Here is a 16,025-nt window from a genome sequence, read left to right as displayed (position 1 = left end):
AGGGGTTTGAATGTCCGAAAGTTCCGGCACGATAAGCGTTGGCTTGCTCGCATATGGGGCAATAGGTGATGAGCACAACCGTGCAATCGCGGCAACGCCAGGTCTGCAACTTGTAGCTGTGGCTGACACAAATCCGGAGCGATTGGCTGCTGCGCAACTCTTAGCACCTGATGTCACAACCTTTGCCGATTCAACTGCGATGCTGGATTCTGGACTACTTGAACTTGTTGTTATCTCAACTCCACCCAACAGCCATTATCAATGGGCGAAGGAGTCACTAGCCCGCGGAATTAATGTGATCTTGGAAAAACCAATGGCGCTGACGGTGCAAGAGTGTGATGAATTGATGGAGTTGGCTGCCGCAAAGAACCTGCTGCTTGTTGTCTATCAAAACCGTCGCTTTGATGCCGATTTTGTGACGATGAAGAAACTCATTGATGATGGAAGTATCGGTGAAGTCTTCTCTTATGAGAGCTTTGTCGGCGGTTACTCCAAGCCATGTTCATATTGGCACTCAATGGTCGAAGTCTCAGGTGGTGCCATCTTTGACTGGGGCAGCCACTTCATCGATCAAATTTTGGCAATCATTCCGGGGAAGGTGGATTCAGTCACCGGGATTAATCAAAAACGTCTCTGGACACATGTGACAAATGCTGATCACGCAGATGTTTCAATCACTTTCGCAGGTGGGGCTCGCGCAACTTTTACCAATTCAGATCTTGCCGCGGCTCGTAAACCAAAGTTCTATGTATTAGGAACAACGGGAGCGATTATCGGTAATTGGGATCCAGCTGCTGGGACAGCGCCCGCTGATTTACCGGCAATTCTTACCGTATATCGCGCCGATGGTAGCCAGGAAGTTATTGCCAACTCTGCTCCTGCTCCCTATTCATTCCACCAAAGCGTTGTCGCCTATTTACAGAAGAACACCCCAATGAATGTCACCACCGCCCAATCCCGTGATGTCGTTGCAATCATGCAGGCAGCTGAAGAGTCAGCGCAATCAAATGGCCGTTCCGTCACACCTTCACTATTGCGATGACAAGCACTCGTTGGGGACTGCTGGGTGCAGGGTGGATTGCAACTAAAGCAATCGCACCAGCAATGCATGCAGCATCGGGTGCGATCGTGCAGGCAGTGGCTAGTCGAGACTCAGCGCGATCACGAGCACTGAACCCTGTAACAATTCATGAGAGTTACGAAGCACTAATCAATGATCCGTTAGTTGATGCCGTCTATATCAGCCTTCCTAATCATTTGCATTGCCAGTGGAGCGTTGCCGCACTTAAGGCAGGTAAACATGTCTTATGTGAAAAACCATTTGCTATTAACTCAAGTGAAGTTGAGCTCATGGTGAAGACTGCCCGTGAAAATGATCGATTGCTCGTTGAAGCAGTGTGGTCACGTTGGCATCCACGCATGGCACGGTTAGTTGATTATGTGAAAGCTGGAAATATCGGAAAGTTGCACTCGATTGAGTCATCATTTACTTTCCCAGCAAACATTGACGGCAACTATCGACTCTCACCGGCTATGGGAGGTGGAGCGCTCTTTGATGTTGGCGTGTATCCACTGCATGCCATGGCGGCCTTAGTTGGTGATAACGCGCAGGTGGAAATTCAAAACTGTGATGTCACAATGGGGCCGACCGGAATTGATCTGACCACCAGCTGGCAGCTGCGCTTTGCTGGCTCCATTACTGCACAAGGTGTGGCCTCCTTTGAGCTGTCAGAAAATCAAAGCTTGATCGTGCACGGAAGTAAAGGTTCTGTTGAACTTATTGGCAGTGAAGCATTCACATCATGGAACTCACCAAGTCAATTGCGCTTAGGTGAAAAGATTGAAGAATTTGATGCAGTAGATCCATACCAACTCATGATTGAAAATTTTGGCAAGAAGGTGCAAGGACAAGAGAGTTGGGTGCTTCCACTGGAGACTTCACTCTTTGTGCAAAGAGCCCTTGATCAACTTCGCGCCAGGTTCTAGCCAGGCTTAGGCTCAACGCACTTTTCCCATAATGGGTGGAGTGCTTGTAAAGTAGGTCGTTCATCAGTTGATTACCTACAATTTACCGAAATAGGACATTCTTAGACCGTGAGAGAACAGTTAGCGAATTACCAGGATAGAGAATTAACCTGGCTCGATTTCGATACCCGCGTGCTGGAACTAACAGAAGATCCCACTATTCCACTCCTTGAGCGAGTGCGCTTTCTGTCAATCTTCTCTTCAAATTTAGATGAATTCTTTATGGTGCGCGTTGCCTCACTGAAAGCCAAAATTGAGCGAGGTGTGACTACACCCAATTCTGCCGGTTACACACCAAGAGAATTATTGAAAATCGTCCTTGAGCGCACCCAGAATTTAGTAAATATCCAAGCCGAGCGATTTAAAGATGTCATCATCCCTGAGCTTGCCGCTCATGGCATTGAATTTTGCAAGATTAGCGAACTCACAGAGGAAGAACGAAGTCAGCTGAAGGATTACTACGACAAGCGAATCTTTCCAGTGCTGACTCCCCTGGTTGTGGATCCATCACACCCATTTCCATATATTTCCGGGCTCTCACTTAATATCGGTATCAATATCGAATCCAGTGAAGATCAAGACATTAGCTTTGCTCGCGTTAAGATTCCGACCAATCTTCCACGCTTTATTCGCACCTCAGATCCGTCAAAGATTCGCTTTGTGCTCATCGACGAACTTATTGCCGAGCATCTCTCTGAGCTCTTCCCCGGTGTCACACTCAAAGATCACTTCTTCTTCCGTGTGACCCGAAATCAAGACCTTGACCTTGATGAAGATGAGACTGATGACATCTTGGAGACGATGGAGAAGGAACTTACTCGTCGTCGCTTTGGGCCGCCCGTGCGCCTTGAGGTGGATAAGGTCATTCATCCCGAAGTTCTGAACGAACTTATGGATGAGTTAAAAATCGAACCTATCGATGTCTTGAAATATGACTCGCCCCTTGATCTGCGCAGCCTGAACCAGATCGCAGATCTTGATTTCCCGGAGCTGAAGTATGCGCCATTTAGAAGTGAGACCGCACCTGAGCTGCGCGATGTTGATCTAGATTCAAGTGATTCTTTCTTCACCGCGCTTCGAAAAGGTGAAATTCTGCTGCATCACCCCTATCAATCCTTCACTACCTCCGTTGTGAATTTCCTAGAAAATGCAGCACGAGACCCACATGTATTGGCGATTAAGCAGACCCTCTATCGAACTTCCGGTGATTCACCCATCGTGCAGGCGCTGATTGAAGCGGCCGAAGCCGGCAAGCAAGTACTTGCGGTGATTGAAATCCGTGCCCGCTTTGATGAAATGGCAAATGTGCGCTGGGCTAGAAAGTTAGAAGAAGTCGGCGTGCATGTTGTTTATGGACTCATGGGTTTGAAAACGCATGCGAAGTTATCGCTAGTAGTTCGTGAAGAGGGCGACACCTTACGTCGCTACTGCCATGTGGGCACAGGTAACTACAACCCAAAGACTGCTCGCTTCTATGATGATCTTGGAATCCTCAGCGCTGATCCTGTTTTGGGAGAAGATCTCTCTCGTCTCTTTAACGAACTCTCTGGTTATTCAACCAAACATGAGTACTCACGGTTATTGGTTGCCCCTCACAGCTTGCGCAAGGGGCTGATTGCTCGTATCAAGCGCGAGACTCGTCACCACCTCGATGGCAAGCCAGCGTGGATTAGATTTAAACTCAACTCACTTCTTGATGAAGAGATTATCGACCAACTCTATGAAGCAGCTGATGCTGGAGTGAAGGTTGAAATTGTAGTGCGCGGTATTTGTTCAATTCGCTTAAATACCCAAGCTCGCCGAGAAAATATCAAGGTTCGCTCAATTTTAGGAAGATTCTTAGAGCACTCACGTATTTATTATTTCCGCAACGGTGGAGCTGAGGATTACTACATCGGCAGCGCCGACATGATGCATCGAAACCTCGATCGCCGAGTGGAATCACTGGTGCTCATCGAATCTGAAAAGCATAAGCAGCGACTTGCAGGAATTCTTGATGACTCTGTCTCAGATAAGTATTCGACCTGGAAGCTAACTGAAGAAAATAACTGGGTTCGAAATATTAAGGATCATGATGGAAATCTCCTAGTTAACTTCCAAGATCACTTCATCGATAGACATAACCGTTCATGATTAGAGCAGCCGGGGCTCTCCTGTGGCGTGATAATTCTGATTTATCGATAGAGGTAGCACTCATTCATCGACCACGATATGACGATTGGTCGCTGCCTAAAGGCAAGCTGGAAATGGGTGAGACTGCGCTGCAATGTGCTTACCGCGAGGTGCAAGAGGAGACTGGAATTCGCGCCACATTTACCAGACAACTAGGTACCGTTGAGTATGAAGAATCGGGTGAGGCAAAGCGAGTCAAGTACTGGGCTGCACATTGCGCGCTTACTAACAGTGAGTTTGTACCCAACGAAGAAGTTGACCAGATGAAATGGCTATCTCCCAGCCAGGCACTGGAGCAGGCAACTCATGACTCTGATAAATCAATTATTGAAAAATTCATGAGCGAAGAACAGCACACAGATACCTTGATTATCTTGCGCCATACAAAATCACTTGAGCGCGGTGACTGGGATGAAGCAGATTCTCATCGCACCCTAGATGAAACTGGCTTTGATCAAGCGCAACTATTGATTAAACACTTAGCGCCTTTTGCCATCGATGAGCTCTATACCTCGGACTACACCCGCTGCGTGCAGACTGTGACTCCCCTTGCTCATGCTCGCGGATTATCGATTACCGCTGTGCCAAGTCTCAATGAAGAGAGTTTTGAATTAGATCCAGAGAAGGCAATTTCCTTTGCTAATGCGCTCAAACAAGATGAGAAGAACATTCTCATCTGCAGCCACAACCCTGTGATTCCTTCGATGCTACGCGGGATCCTTAACACCAAGTTAAAGAATAAGGATTTGATTAAACTTGAACCGGGTGATGCCTGGATTGTGCACCGCGTGCGCGGTGAAATTGTGGGCCTTGATTACTTAAGCATTTCTAACTAAGACTGCACTCCTTTAAGTATTAGCGCTCTATCCAATCAAGGCGATGCAAGACGATGCCTTCGCGAAGGGCCCATGGACAGATCTGAATCTCTTGCAAATTAAGTGTCTTCATCAACTCTTTGGCGACCATTGCTCCAGCAACAATCTGTGGGGCGCGCTCTGCCGAAATTGATTGCATAGCCTTTCTTCCCTCAATATCGAGAGATTGCAGTTTAGGCACCATTGCTTCTAATGCGCTGTAAGTTAAGTGTGGACCAAACTTTGGATAAAAAGTAGTTGCAATCTTTGCCAGCGTTCTAAAAGTTTTACTTGTCCCTGTAGCAACATCTTTTTCATAAGTTGAAAGTGATTGCGAAAGTGGTGCAATCGCATCTTGAAGATACTCTTCCAGAGTACGCAGTGATTTGGCTGTGAAAGGATCGCCTCTCAGGAATTTTCGGGTAAGACGGCCCGCACCTAATTGCACAGAAGTCTTAAAAGCGGGGTTCTCATCAGTTCCGCGAGCAATTTCTAACGATCCTCCTCCTATGTCGAGCACCAATAAATCTCCGGCCGACCATCCAAGCCAACGACGGGCAGCTAGGAATGTAAATCGTGCTTCTTCTTCACCGCTGAGTACCTGCAAATCAATTCCGCATTCTCGGTTGACGTGAGCTAACACTTCATCTGCATTGACTGCTTCCCGGATGGCAGAGGTTGCAAAGGCGAGAAGTTCATCAATATTTAAGTGGGCTGCATCCTTCATGTTGGTAAGGATCGCATCGGTGATCTTGGCGATACCTAATTGAGTAATCGCACCTGATTCATCCAGATATTCAGTCAGACGAATAATTGATTTATGAGAAGAGTTTGGAATCGGCGGGGCACCTAAGTGCGCATCAACTACCTGCAGATGTATGGTGTTAGAACCGACATCGAGTACGCCTAATCTCACTATTAAAGTCTAGCGAGTTGGATTAGCGAAAGTTCCTGTAACCAAGAAATAGACACGGCGGGAGACTGAGACGGCATGGTCTGCAAATCGTTCGTAGTAACGTCCAAGTAAAGTGATATCAACGGCTGATTCAATGCCGTGGGTCCACGAGCTATTGGTCATTGTGCCAATTAGCTGACGGTGTAACTTATCCATTTCATCATCATCTTTTTCTAGCTGCAAGGCCATCTCGATATCACGAGTTTCAATGACCGTCGGTATCTTGCGAGAGATATTTTCTGCTACAGAGCCAATATGGTTAACCAGATCTTTGAGTTCAGCAGGAAGAACATTCGCTGGGTGTCGAAGTCGAGCCACCTTAGCAACGTGATGCGCAAGATCACCCATCCGTTCTAAATCAGCGCTCATGCGTAGCGCTGTGACTAGAGCGCGCAAATCTGATGCAACAGGTTGCTGACGAGCAATAATATCGATGATACGTGTATCTAAATCATGCTGATAGAGATCAATTTTTTCATCGTAAGAAATAACCTCTTCGGCAATTTTCAGGTCAGCTTCAATCAGTGCTTGAGTGGCGCTATGAATTGCGTCAGAGGCCATATTCGAAAGGTCAACGAGTGACTGTGATACCCCGTCGAGTTCCTCTTGAAAGACCGACCGGATGAGTGCCACGGGGACAAGGTAGGACAACTTGGTGAATTTCGCAATGACTAAAGGTGAACGGACGGTAAACCGTCCCAGGCAGAGGTTAGGCTATTGCCATGTGGTTTCGTCGCGATGAAAATGACGTTGTCGTAGATGAGATTTCACCTACTTTTCTCAATGTGTTATCGCAACTCGATCAAGATGCGATGCTTGTCGCCCCGGGTGAGGTCGTTCGATTTGCAACCGATGGCGTTGAAACGCTCAATCTATTGCGCGATGGTCGTATCACTAGTCCTGAATTAGTTGCCTTAATTCGTGTTGTCAGGCGCACACATCAGCGACATATCGGAAAGATTGAAATTCCACGAGGACCCATTGGCGAAGGTTTGCGAGAGCTCACTGTGCGCGCAATCTATTTAGAAGATGTCGATAACATCGTTGTTCTTCTTAGTGATGAGAGTGAAGCAGAACGCGTGCACGAGGTACGCCGAGACTTTGTTGCAAATATCTCACACGAATTAAAGACTCCAATCGGCGCCCTCTCACTCTTAAGTGAAGCTGTTCTCTCGGCAGCCGATGAACCCGCATCTGTCGTTAAGTTTGCTACACGTATGCAGCTTGAAGCCAAGCGCCTGACTGACCTTGTGCAAGAGATCATCAATCTTTCTCGGCTCCAGGATTCAGATCCACTTCAAGTGGCGACTGAAAATAACGTGGCTGACCTGATTAATGAGGCGATTGACTTGGTCAAGACAACTTCGGAAGCTAAAGGAATTTCAGTCGCTGCTGGAGATATCCCAGCAGTAGTCGTACTCGGTGATAGCGAACAACTGATTATGGCAATTCACAATCTCCTTGAAAATGCTATTAACTATTCGCCGGAGAATACAAAGGTAGCTGTTTCCTCTAATTCAAGTGATGGCATTGTGGAAATCGTCGTGGCAGATCAAGGCATTGGAATTCCAGAGGAAGCACAAGATCGTATTTTTGAGCGCTTTTACCGCGTGGATCCTGCGCGCTCACGCGAAACTGGTGGCACCGGACTCGGGCTCTCAATTGTTAAGCACGTAGCTTCAAATCATGGCGGAGAAGTAAAGGTATGGAGCTCGCCCAATGTTGGCTCTTCCTTTGCGCTGCGTTTGCCGATTTACACACCTAACGGAGGCGTTACACAATGACCAAAATACTGATTGTTGAAGATGAGACATCATTTTCAGAGGCAATCTCCTTTCTTCTTGGAAAAGAAGGATTTGAGAGTGAAATTGCGGAAAACGGACGTGTTGCCCTCGAGCTCTTTAAGAAAAATCATTACGACCTCATCTTGTTAGACCTCATGATTCCGGAAGTTTCTGGAATAGATGTCTGCCGCGCAATTCGCACAACATCTCCTGTTCCCATCATCATGCTCACCGCTAAAGATTCAGAGGTCGATAAGGTTGTTGGTCTTGAACTTGGCGCTGATGACTACGTCACAAAGCCTTATTCATCGCGTGAATTAGTTGCGCGAATCAAAGCTGTGATGCGCCGTGGTGTACCCGATGAATCAGGATCCGACGCCAATTCTTCCATACAAGCAGCTGGTCGCATCCGAATGGATATTGACCGTCACCAAGTCACCGTCAATGAGATTCTGATCAACTTACCTCTGAAAGAATTTGAACTTCTCGAATTTCTCATGCGCAATGCTGGCCGGGTGCTCACTCGTGGCCAACTCATCGACCGCGTCTGGGGCGGAGATTATTACGGGGATACCAAGACTCTGGATGTTCATATCAAGCGTCTGCGTTCAAAGATTGAAGATGATCCGGCTAACCCACTGCTCATTCAAACTATCCGCGGATTAGGATATAAATTCGAGGCTTAAGCTTGGTGTCTCGATAGGGATACCCCCAGGATACAAAGGGCGCGATGCGTCCTATCATTACATGTGCTCACACGACAGGGATCAACTGCTCGAGTCTTACTCGTTAACGATGATTCCTTTGATCTGGCCACGATGGCTGCCTCACTTCGCCTTCATAGCGTCAATGTTGTGGGAGAAGCGCCAAATAAGTTCATGGCCGAGAACTTATTTCGCTCACTTGAACCCGAAGCTGTCTTAATTGACCTGCAATTCTCAGGTGAAGCGGCAATTGTCTTATTGCAGAAGCTGCGTAATGTAAATCCAGCACTGGGAATAGTTATTACAACATCCTGTCCTGATCTGCGCCTCTTTGGCCTCATGGAAAAAAACATTCCACCGGGTTCTAAGATAATTCTTAAGCGCAGCATCTCAGATTTGTCGGTCATCACCGGAGCTCTTGCACAGAGCGTGATATCTGCAACAGATGGTTCAAAGATGAATTGGATCAATATGCATACCTCAATTCATAAGGAAGATTTCATCACAGTTCTCAATGAGCTCACCGATATTCAGATTGAGACGCTGCGCCTTGTGGCACAGGGGCTAAGCAACTCTGAAATTGCTAAGGTGCGCTTTGTCTCAGAAAAGTCAGTTGAGCAGATTGTGGCGCGCATCGCACAGCACCTATCTATCACCCCAGATCGTCGCCGTAATCTGCGCGTTGTCTTAGCCGGCGAATACTTCAAGTGGCTCGGTGCGCCAAGACATTAAGGCGCCTTGCGGTAATCTCTGCGCATGTCTTCCGCTCTTACCCTGGCAAAAATTCGGGTGCGCTGGAATGAAGTCCTTGATCTAGTTGAAAGCCAAGACCGAGTTATTTGGATTGCCTACTTTGATGCCCGCCTTGAATCATTTGATAACGGGCGCCTGACCTTAGATTTCAGTGATAGCAATAAGTTAGCAACCGGCCATGACTATCAAGAGGCACGCCTGCGTCATCGCTCAGTATTGCAAAGTGCTTTTCTTGATGTTTTCGGTGAATCGGTTGTGATCGTAGAAAAATGAGAAAATTTCTTACCATCCTGCTCTCCCTGGCATTTCTCTCCTTTGCCTTTCATGCCAGCCCAGCACGTGCTGCAGAATTAGTAGAAGCGGGTCCTGCTGGAAAGATTCATGGCGCAGATATCAGTAGATGGCAGCATCCAAACGATAAGCCAATTAACTTCAAGAAAATGCGTGCTGCTGGAATTGATTTCGTGATGATTAAGGCATCAGATACTAGAGAGTATTCTGATCGCCTAGCTCTGAAGTATGTGAAGGCTGATCGCATTGGCGCACAAGAAGCTGGAATCCACACTGGTTTTTATCACTATGCGCTCCTACCCAATGTGACAACCAACGCCGCAGTTCAACGAGATGCTCGGGCGCAAGCTCAGAAAGTTATCTGGAGAGTTGAGGCGCTGGGCGGCTTTAATGATTTAGATTTGCCATACGTACTAGATCTTGAAAACAACTGCGTCAAAGTCAGTTCTTCTGGCTCATGTAGTAAATACGCAACTCGCGCACAGGCAACGCTCTGGAGCAAGACCTTCCTTGCCACACTCAAAGATAAGACAGGTCGCACGCCTTTGATTTATTCTTCGCCACATTTTCTGGAAAATGCCTTGAACCGGGACAAAGAACTTTCACAATATCCGTTATGGATCGCCCAATACACAATTGACCCAGCCAAGCCAGAGGCAAGGCCTAATGTGAAACCAGGTGGTTGTTATGTGCACTCGTGGACCACGGCGCAATGCTCAGCTAATTGGACGATGTGGCAATACACCTCGTGTGGAATCGCACCCAAATATGGCGTTCCAGGTAATCGATTAGATCTCAATGTCTTTGGTGGCACCTCTGAGAAATTTGAATCACTGCTCACGGGCTCGTGGTCCCCAGATCCAGCAGATCTAATGCCAGTCGGTGAAAGTTCAACCATCACAATCTCATCTGTTAAGGCAACGACGACGAATAAGAGTGCGGTGATTGCCATTGAGGTCACACGTCCAGACAGTTCACCTGTTGTCACTGGCTCGGTCAAGTTGTATTTCACATCTGCAAATGCAATTAAGCCAACTGTTGTTCAGAAAGTTGAGCGCGAATCTAGCGGGTCGTGGACGCTTTCAATTTCTGGGCTTCCTGCTGGAACCTGGTTTGGCAGCGTTGCATATAAAGATCCTTCTGGAACTCACGCAGATGCAAAGACGCTAGTTGATCTGACGATTACTCAGGGAGAAACACCGATACCGAAGCCGACTAAGAAGGCTCCGAGCAAACCGGCCACTGATGGCTGCCGAAATCAGATTAAGAATTAACTCCCCCGCGATAAGGTAGGCGCACTATGGATGAAATCCTCGAGCTATCTGCCGGTGTAGTGCGCACAAGTCGCACCATGAGCGATGGCCGAACAATTCGTTATTACGACACCGCGGCTCAAAGCCGCACCGTTGCAGATCAACGCCCTGCTGAAGTGCAACCAGGTATTGGCGAGCTACGTCTTGATCCATTAGTCAATGAGTGGGTTGTAATGGCAGCCCATCGTCAAGCTCGCATCTTCTTGCCACCAAAAGAACTCTGTCCGCTCTGTCCCACCACAGGTGATTTACTGACGGAGATTCCAGAAAATGATTTTGAAGTTGTTGTCTTTGATAATCGCTCACCTTCAATGCGTCCACCAGATGGTGACTTTGCCTTGCCCGATATGGTCGGTTCCGATACCGATGAAGGAGTAGCTGCCGGCAAGTGTGAAGTAATTTGTTTTACGGCCAATCACGGTGGATCCTTTAAAACACTCTCTGCCCAAAGAGTGCGCACACTGCTAGAAGCTTGGCGTGATCGCACCCGCGAACTCTCGCAAGAACCTTTTATTGAACATATCGCGCCTTTTGAAAATCGCGGTGAAGAAATCGGCGTTACTTTGGCTCATCCGCATGGGCAGATTTATGCTTATTCATATCTACCAGCACGTGTTGTGAAGATGCTTGAAGTCGCAAAGGCACACCACGCCAAGACCGGGCGCGTGCTCTTTGATGATGTAGTTGCGCGCGAACTTCGTGATGGCACTCGAGTTATTGCCAAGAATGAACATTGGGTTGCCTACACCCCGTATGCCTCACGCTATCCATTTGAAATTCACGTCACTCCCCTGCAACCAGTTGCAGATTTAGCAGAGTTAGCACCTGCTGTCTGTGATTCTTTTCCATCGATTGCCATCGAAGTAATGCAGCGCCTCGATGGAGTATTTGGTATCGATATGGCATATATCGCTGCCTGGCATCAAGCACCTGTGCGCCAAGGGCGCGATGTCCTGCGGTTGCATTGGCAGATCACGAGCGTGCGCAGAGCGCCAGGCAAACTTAAATATTTAGCCGGTTCTGAATCCGCCATGGGCGCATTTATTATGGATATGAAGCCAGAACAATCTGCACAGCAACTCAAAGATGTGAAGCTGTAAAAAGAAAGTTATCTTCCTATAGCGACGGTGCTGAACCTAAAGTTACCTTAAAGCTCTTGCTGGCACCCGTTGGTAGATCTACCACCACAGTTACTGTGCTACCTGGTGCATAAGAGCGAATGCGCACAATTGCCGCTTCCGAGTTAGCAACCTTCACACCATCGATACTACGAAGAACTGAGTTCACTGGGATGCCAGCTTTCTCTGCTCCTTCACCGGGGCTGAGCTGAGTAATTTTGGCACCAACTCCTGTGTAGGCAGGATCAAAGTAGACGCCAAGAACTGGGCGCTTTGATTTTCCAGTTGCAATGATTTCATCAATCACACGCTTTGCTTCATTGATCGGAATTGAGAATCCAAGTCCGATATTTCCACTTGCCGCACCTGAAGATATTGTGGCAATGGCAGAGTTAACTCCAACGAGGCGTCCTGCGGCATCGACGAGTGCTCCGCCTGAGTTGCCAGGGTTAATGGCGGCATCTGTTTGGATTGCATTGACATAAGACTGCGCATCTTGTGTGCCAGTTGATACCGGGCGATTAAGTGCAGAGACGATTCCGCTTGTGACTGTACTAGCCAATCCGAGCGGGGAACCGATCGCTAGAACAGGATCTCCGACGCTGAGTTTAGAAGAGTCTCCCAAGGTAATGGCTGGAAGATTTCCTATTTGCACCTTGAGTACTGCTAGGTCATATCCAGGATCTCGTCCCACAATCGTTGCTGAATACTGATTGCCATTAGTCAGTTCTATTTTGATTGTTCCCGATGTCACAGCCGTATCAATCACATGGTTATTGGTGATGATGTAACTAAATGCAGATGTGCTCTGATAGACCGATCCGGAACCCGTGCCAGAACCCGAAGGAGCGGTAACGCTAATCGAGACGACCGATGGAGTTACCAGCGAAGAAATGGTCTTTGCATTCATTTCACTGCCACCGAGTTCAACAAGTGTTCTTGCCGAAGTGCAGGTGCCGGTAGGCGAGAGATAGAGCGCATTGGTGCGCTTATCAGCACATGCCTTCACAACACTGGTTGAATTTGTTGAGGCAGTTGCAACTGAGCCCGCAATGGCAGCTCCTGCAATAAAGGCTGCGATAACTTTGGCGTTCTTCATAACCATGATGCTTCCCTATTCTTCTGTGATTTTCCTGTTAGAGCAGTGAGAGCGTTGAGAGAGTTTAGGCTTCAACCACCCACGCACCGCTAATCTTTACTTTTACTTTATCCAGCGGTCTTTCAGCCGGCCCGGAAACGACTTTAGCGCTAGCAAATGGATCAAACTGCGCTGCGTGGCAAGGGCAGATGAGTTTCTTCGATGAAGATTTATAAGTAACTGAACAACCTTCGTGGGTGCAGATTGCTGAGTATGCAAAGACGCCAGCCTTGGTGCGAAAGAGGATTGCTGGGACCCCTTGTGCCGAATGCACAAAGTTAAATGTCTTTCCCACAGGCAGTTCGGCAACTTTAATTATCTGCGCTCCCTTACCTTTCGTTGAAGATTTCACTGAGGCCGAACTCTTTGGTAAGGCTCTTCCGGCAAAGGTTGCGGCTACGGCTAGGGCGCCCACAATCGCTGTGCGCAAGACACTTCGGCGCTGAAAATTTGTAGCAGGCATTCGTCGATTCCCAATCAGTAGTAGTAAGTAAGCAAGCCACATCACCGCATATGCGCTATCACCTGCCAAGAAATATGGAGTTGTATAGAAAGAGCTAGAAAGCCAGAGCGTTACTGAAAGTAAAAATCCACCAAAGGCAGCGGTCGCTGGTGCAACCCAGAGCAAAGTTGCAATTCCAACTGCAAACTCTGCAACCATGACCAAGATTCCGACATAGGTTGCATGATCTAGAATGCGATTAAGTAAGAATCCGATCGGTGAATTTGCCGCAAAGGCAGCTAACTGGGTACCGATATATGTGGGCTCACCTTGTGTGAGAAACCCAGGATCAGATGCTTTATCCCATCCGGCATAGATAAAGGTGGCACCGAGAAATACACGTAACAGGCGAGGGGCTCGATTCTGCGTGGCCCATGAACTCATTGCACCTCGGGAAATACTCTGCAATGCGTTCATAACTTTAGGATATCGCGAGCCGTGGCGCGTGGCTCCCTGACTTGGATTCGAACCAAGAACCTGTCGATTAACAGTCGACTGCTCTGCCGTTGAGCTATCAGGGAATGAGGCGCAACTCTACCGCAGGGGGTAAGCCTGCGCCAAAATGCCCACGTTAGAGCGAACTAATGGAGAGTTCGTGCAGCCCACGTTTCTGGGTTTCCAGGGCAACCAACTCTGCAAATGCTGCGTTGTACTGCTCCTGATTTTCAACCGGGTTAAGGCGCTGCAGACTTGATTTCAGATCTGCAATCTTTCGACTGACAAGTACTTCTCGTAATCTGGCAACGATACTAGAAACATACTTTTCAGAGACCGCCCCATCTGTGCGCACTGGTTCCACCGAGAGTTCAGTAAATAGTTGCTTCATGCGATCATCGTCAACTTTTTCCAGAGCTAGCGGTTCGGTGCCAAATGAATCGATAATGCGGCGTAGTTCCCGGTATGCCGGATGAGTAAATGCCTCATCTTCAATAGTGCTCCAGCCAAAGACAAGTCCTGACATCTGTAATTTAGCTTTCAATACCTCTCGCTCTAACATCAACGTTGGTTCAGTCGGATTAGGTCGCCACTGCGCATCGGCAGCCGGTGCCTCGCTCTGAACTTGGGTTGTGCTCACTTTCTTCAGCGCTGCATTCACCGCAGCGGTGACAACTTCGGTCTCTGTTCCTAACCACCCTGATAACGATTTGATGTATTCCGGGCGAAGTGATTTATCTCGAATCGCTGCAACAAGGGGGGCTGCGGTGTTGAGCGCATTAACGCGCCCCTCGGCGGTGTTCAGATCATGTTTTTTAAGTTCGGTGCGAATGGCGAATTCAAAGAGTGGCACTCTCTTTGCAATCAAATCACGCAAGGCCAGATCGCCTTTATGTTGGCGCAGATCGCAGGGGTCAAGACCATCTGGTTCAACTGCCACAAATGTTTGAGTGACAAACTTCTGGTCATCACCGAATGCTTTCATGGCAGCTTTTTGTCCAGCGGCATCGCCATCGAAGGTGAAGATCACTTCACCGCGGAAGGTATCGGCATCCATCAGTAGTCTGCGAATAATGCGGATGTGATCATCACCGAATGCTGTGCCACAGGTTGCAACGGCAGTTGTTATTCCGGCCAAGTGACATGCCATCACATCGGTATAGCCCTCAACGACAACTACCTGACGACTCTTGGCAATCTCTTTTTTTGCCATATCAAGGCCATAAAGTACTTGTGACTTCTTATAGATAGGAGTTTCTGAGGTATTTAAATACTTAGGACCTTGATCTTCTTCATCACTAGCTAATTTACGAGCTCCGAATCCGACGATATCTCCGGAGATATCTTTAATCGGCCACATGATGCGATTTCTAAATTTATCGATAGGTCCGCGCTCACCCATCTTAGAAAGTCCCGCTTCTTCTAACTCTTCAATGGTGTATCCGGCGGCGCGCAGATGCTTAGTTAATGCATCCCAACTATTGGGGGCATAGCCCACTCCAAATAAATCACATGCGGCCTTATCAAATCCACGTTTAGTAAGCAGATCACGGGCATGGGCGGCATCAGGGGAAGTATTAATCAGATCTTGATAGAACTTGGCTGCAGCTAGGTGGGCTGAATATAAACGTGAACGCTGGGAAGTCGGTTGTGCTGGCCCACCTTCTTCATAACGAAGGGTGTAACCAATTTGAGAGGCAAGCCGTTCAATTGTTTCGGTAAAACTCAAATGCTCTGTCTTCATCATAAAATCGATGACATCCCCGCCAACACCGCAACCAAAGCAGTGATAGTAATTCTTGGAAGGTGTGACGTGAAAGGAAGGAGATTTCTCATCATGAAACGGACAGAGCCCCTTCTTCTGTCCCCCGCCCGCATTTTTTAGCGCAACGCCAGCTGCTGAAACAACTTCGTCGATATGTGCATGCTCGCGCACATAGACGATGTCATCAGCCTTAATCCGCCCGCTCATGTTCCTACC

Annotated in this window: 15 protein-coding genes and 1 tRNA gene; 10 read left to right on the top strand and 6 right to left on the bottom strand. The window is 48.0% G+C overall.

Features of this window, described 5'->3' with window-relative positions; all coding sequences use genetic code 11:
- Positions 1–10 precede the first annotated feature (10 nt).
- The 4 genes from A1sIIB142_RS01650 (at position 11) to A1sIIB142_RS01635 (ending at position 5,033) form a co-directional block, all read left to right on the top strand.
- Positions 11–1,042 (top strand): Gfo/Idh/MocA family protein, encoded by a 1,032-nt coding sequence (locus tag A1sIIB142_RS01650; protein ID WP_095693406.1) that lies wholly within the window; start codon positions 11–13, stop codon positions 1,040–1,042.
- Complete coding sequence (locus tag A1sIIB142_RS01645; protein ID WP_095693405.1) at positions 1,039–1,986, top strand: Gfo/Idh/MocA family protein; 948 nt, start codon at positions 1,039–1,041, stop codon at positions 1,984–1,986. Before A1sIIB142_RS01650 ends, A1sIIB142_RS01645 begins: the two co-directional genes overlap by 4 nt.
- A gap of 108 nt (positions 1,987–2,094) precedes the next feature.
- Positions 2,095–4,158: an RNA degradosome polyphosphate kinase gene (locus tag A1sIIB142_RS01640; protein ID WP_095693404.1), complete on the top strand. Its 2,064-nt coding sequence runs from the start codon at positions 2,095–2,097 to the stop codon at positions 4,156–4,158.
- Positions 4,155–5,033, top strand: coding sequence for an NUDIX hydrolase (locus tag A1sIIB142_RS01635; RefSeq protein WP_095693403.1), 879 nt, complete (start codon positions 4,155–4,157; stop codon positions 5,031–5,033). Before A1sIIB142_RS01640 ends, A1sIIB142_RS01635 begins: the two co-directional genes overlap by 4 nt.
- A gap of 19 nt (positions 5,034–5,052) precedes the next feature.
- Here the strand turns inward: A1sIIB142_RS01635 and A1sIIB142_RS01630 are convergent, their stop codons facing one another.
- Positions 5,053–5,967 carry a Ppx/GppA phosphatase family protein gene (locus A1sIIB142_RS01630; RefSeq protein ID WP_095693402.1) on the bottom strand — a complete coding sequence of 305 codons (915 nt, stop codon included), beginning with the start codon at positions 5,965–5,967 and terminating at the stop codon, positions 5,053–5,055.
- Between the two features lie 9 nt (positions 5,968–5,976).
- Positions 5,977–6,639 carry a phosphate signaling complex protein PhoU gene (gene phoU / locus A1sIIB142_RS01625; RefSeq protein WP_095693401.1) on the bottom strand — a complete coding sequence of 221 codons (663 nt, stop codon included), beginning with the start codon at positions 6,637–6,639 and terminating at the stop codon, positions 5,977–5,979.
- An 89-nt stretch (positions 6,640–6,728) separates the two neighbouring features.
- On the opposite strand from phoU, the gene A1sIIB142_RS01620 reads away from it, so the two are divergent.
- From A1sIIB142_RS01620 to galT, 6 genes are all read left to right on the top strand, one after another.
- Positions 6,729–7,790, top strand: a complete 1,062-nt coding sequence (locus A1sIIB142_RS01620) for a sensor histidine kinase (protein WP_095693400.1) — start codon at positions 6,729–6,731, stop codon at positions 7,788–7,790.
- Entirely contained in the window at positions 7,787–8,476 is a 690-nt protein-coding gene (locus A1sIIB142_RS01615) for a response regulator transcription factor (protein ID WP_095684439.1), read from the top strand. The genes A1sIIB142_RS01620 and A1sIIB142_RS01615 overlap by 4 nt, the downstream gene beginning before the upstream one ends.
- 63 nt (positions 8,477–8,539) lie before the next feature.
- Positions 8,540–9,226 carry a LuxR C-terminal-related transcriptional regulator gene (locus tag A1sIIB142_RS01610; RefSeq protein WP_095693399.1) on the top strand — a complete coding sequence of 229 codons (687 nt, stop codon included), beginning with the start codon at positions 8,540–8,542 and terminating at the stop codon, positions 9,224–9,226.
- 24 nt (positions 9,227–9,250) lie between these two features.
- Positions 9,251–9,520, top strand: coding sequence for a hypothetical protein (locus tag A1sIIB142_RS01605; protein WP_095674502.1), 270 nt, complete (start codon positions 9,251–9,253; stop codon positions 9,518–9,520).
- Positions 9,517–10,812 (top strand): glycoside hydrolase family 25 protein, encoded by a 1,296-nt coding sequence (locus A1sIIB142_RS01600; RefSeq protein WP_095693398.1) that lies wholly within the window; start codon positions 9,517–9,519, stop codon positions 10,810–10,812. The genes A1sIIB142_RS01605 and A1sIIB142_RS01600 overlap by 4 nt, the downstream gene beginning before the upstream one ends.
- Positions 10,813–10,838: 26 nt before the next feature.
- Positions 10,839–11,951 (top strand): galactose-1-phosphate uridylyltransferase, encoded by a 1,113-nt coding sequence (gene galT / locus A1sIIB142_RS01595; RefSeq protein ID WP_095693397.1) that lies wholly within the window; start codon positions 10,839–10,841, stop codon positions 11,949–11,951.
- Positions 11,952–11,967: 16 nt separating this feature from the next.
- Here galT and A1sIIB142_RS01590 read toward each other — a convergent pair whose 3' ends face one another.
- The 4 genes from A1sIIB142_RS01590 to dnaG form a co-directional block, all read right to left on the bottom strand.
- A complete protein-coding gene (locus A1sIIB142_RS01590; RefSeq protein ID WP_223299206.1) occupies positions 11,968–13,074 on the bottom strand; it encodes a S1C family serine protease in 1,107 nt (368 codons plus the stop codon).
- 58 nt (positions 13,075–13,132) lie between these two features.
- Positions 13,133–14,026, bottom strand: a complete 894-nt coding sequence (locus A1sIIB142_RS01585; RefSeq protein WP_095693396.1) for a Rieske 2Fe-2S domain-containing protein — start codon at positions 14,024–14,026, stop codon at positions 13,133–13,135.
- Positions 14,027–14,055: 29 nt separating this feature from the next.
- Positions 14,056–14,130 (bottom strand) — tRNA-Asn (locus A1sIIB142_RS01580).
- A gap of 50 nt (positions 14,131–14,180) precedes the next feature.
- Entirely contained in the window at positions 14,181–16,016 is a 1,836-nt protein-coding gene (gene dnaG, locus A1sIIB142_RS01575; RefSeq protein WP_095693395.1) for a DNA primase, read from the bottom strand.
- Between the last annotated feature and the right edge of the window lie 9 nt (positions 16,017–16,025).

It is taken from the genome of Candidatus Planktophila versatilis (genome assembly GCF_002288345.1).
GTDB classification, from domain to species: Bacteria; Actinomycetota; Actinomycetes; order Nanopelagicales; family Nanopelagicaceae; genus Planktophila; species Planktophila versatilis_A.
Note: the sequence above shows the minus strand (reverse complement) of the source record. Positions and strands in the feature narration are given on the sequence as shown.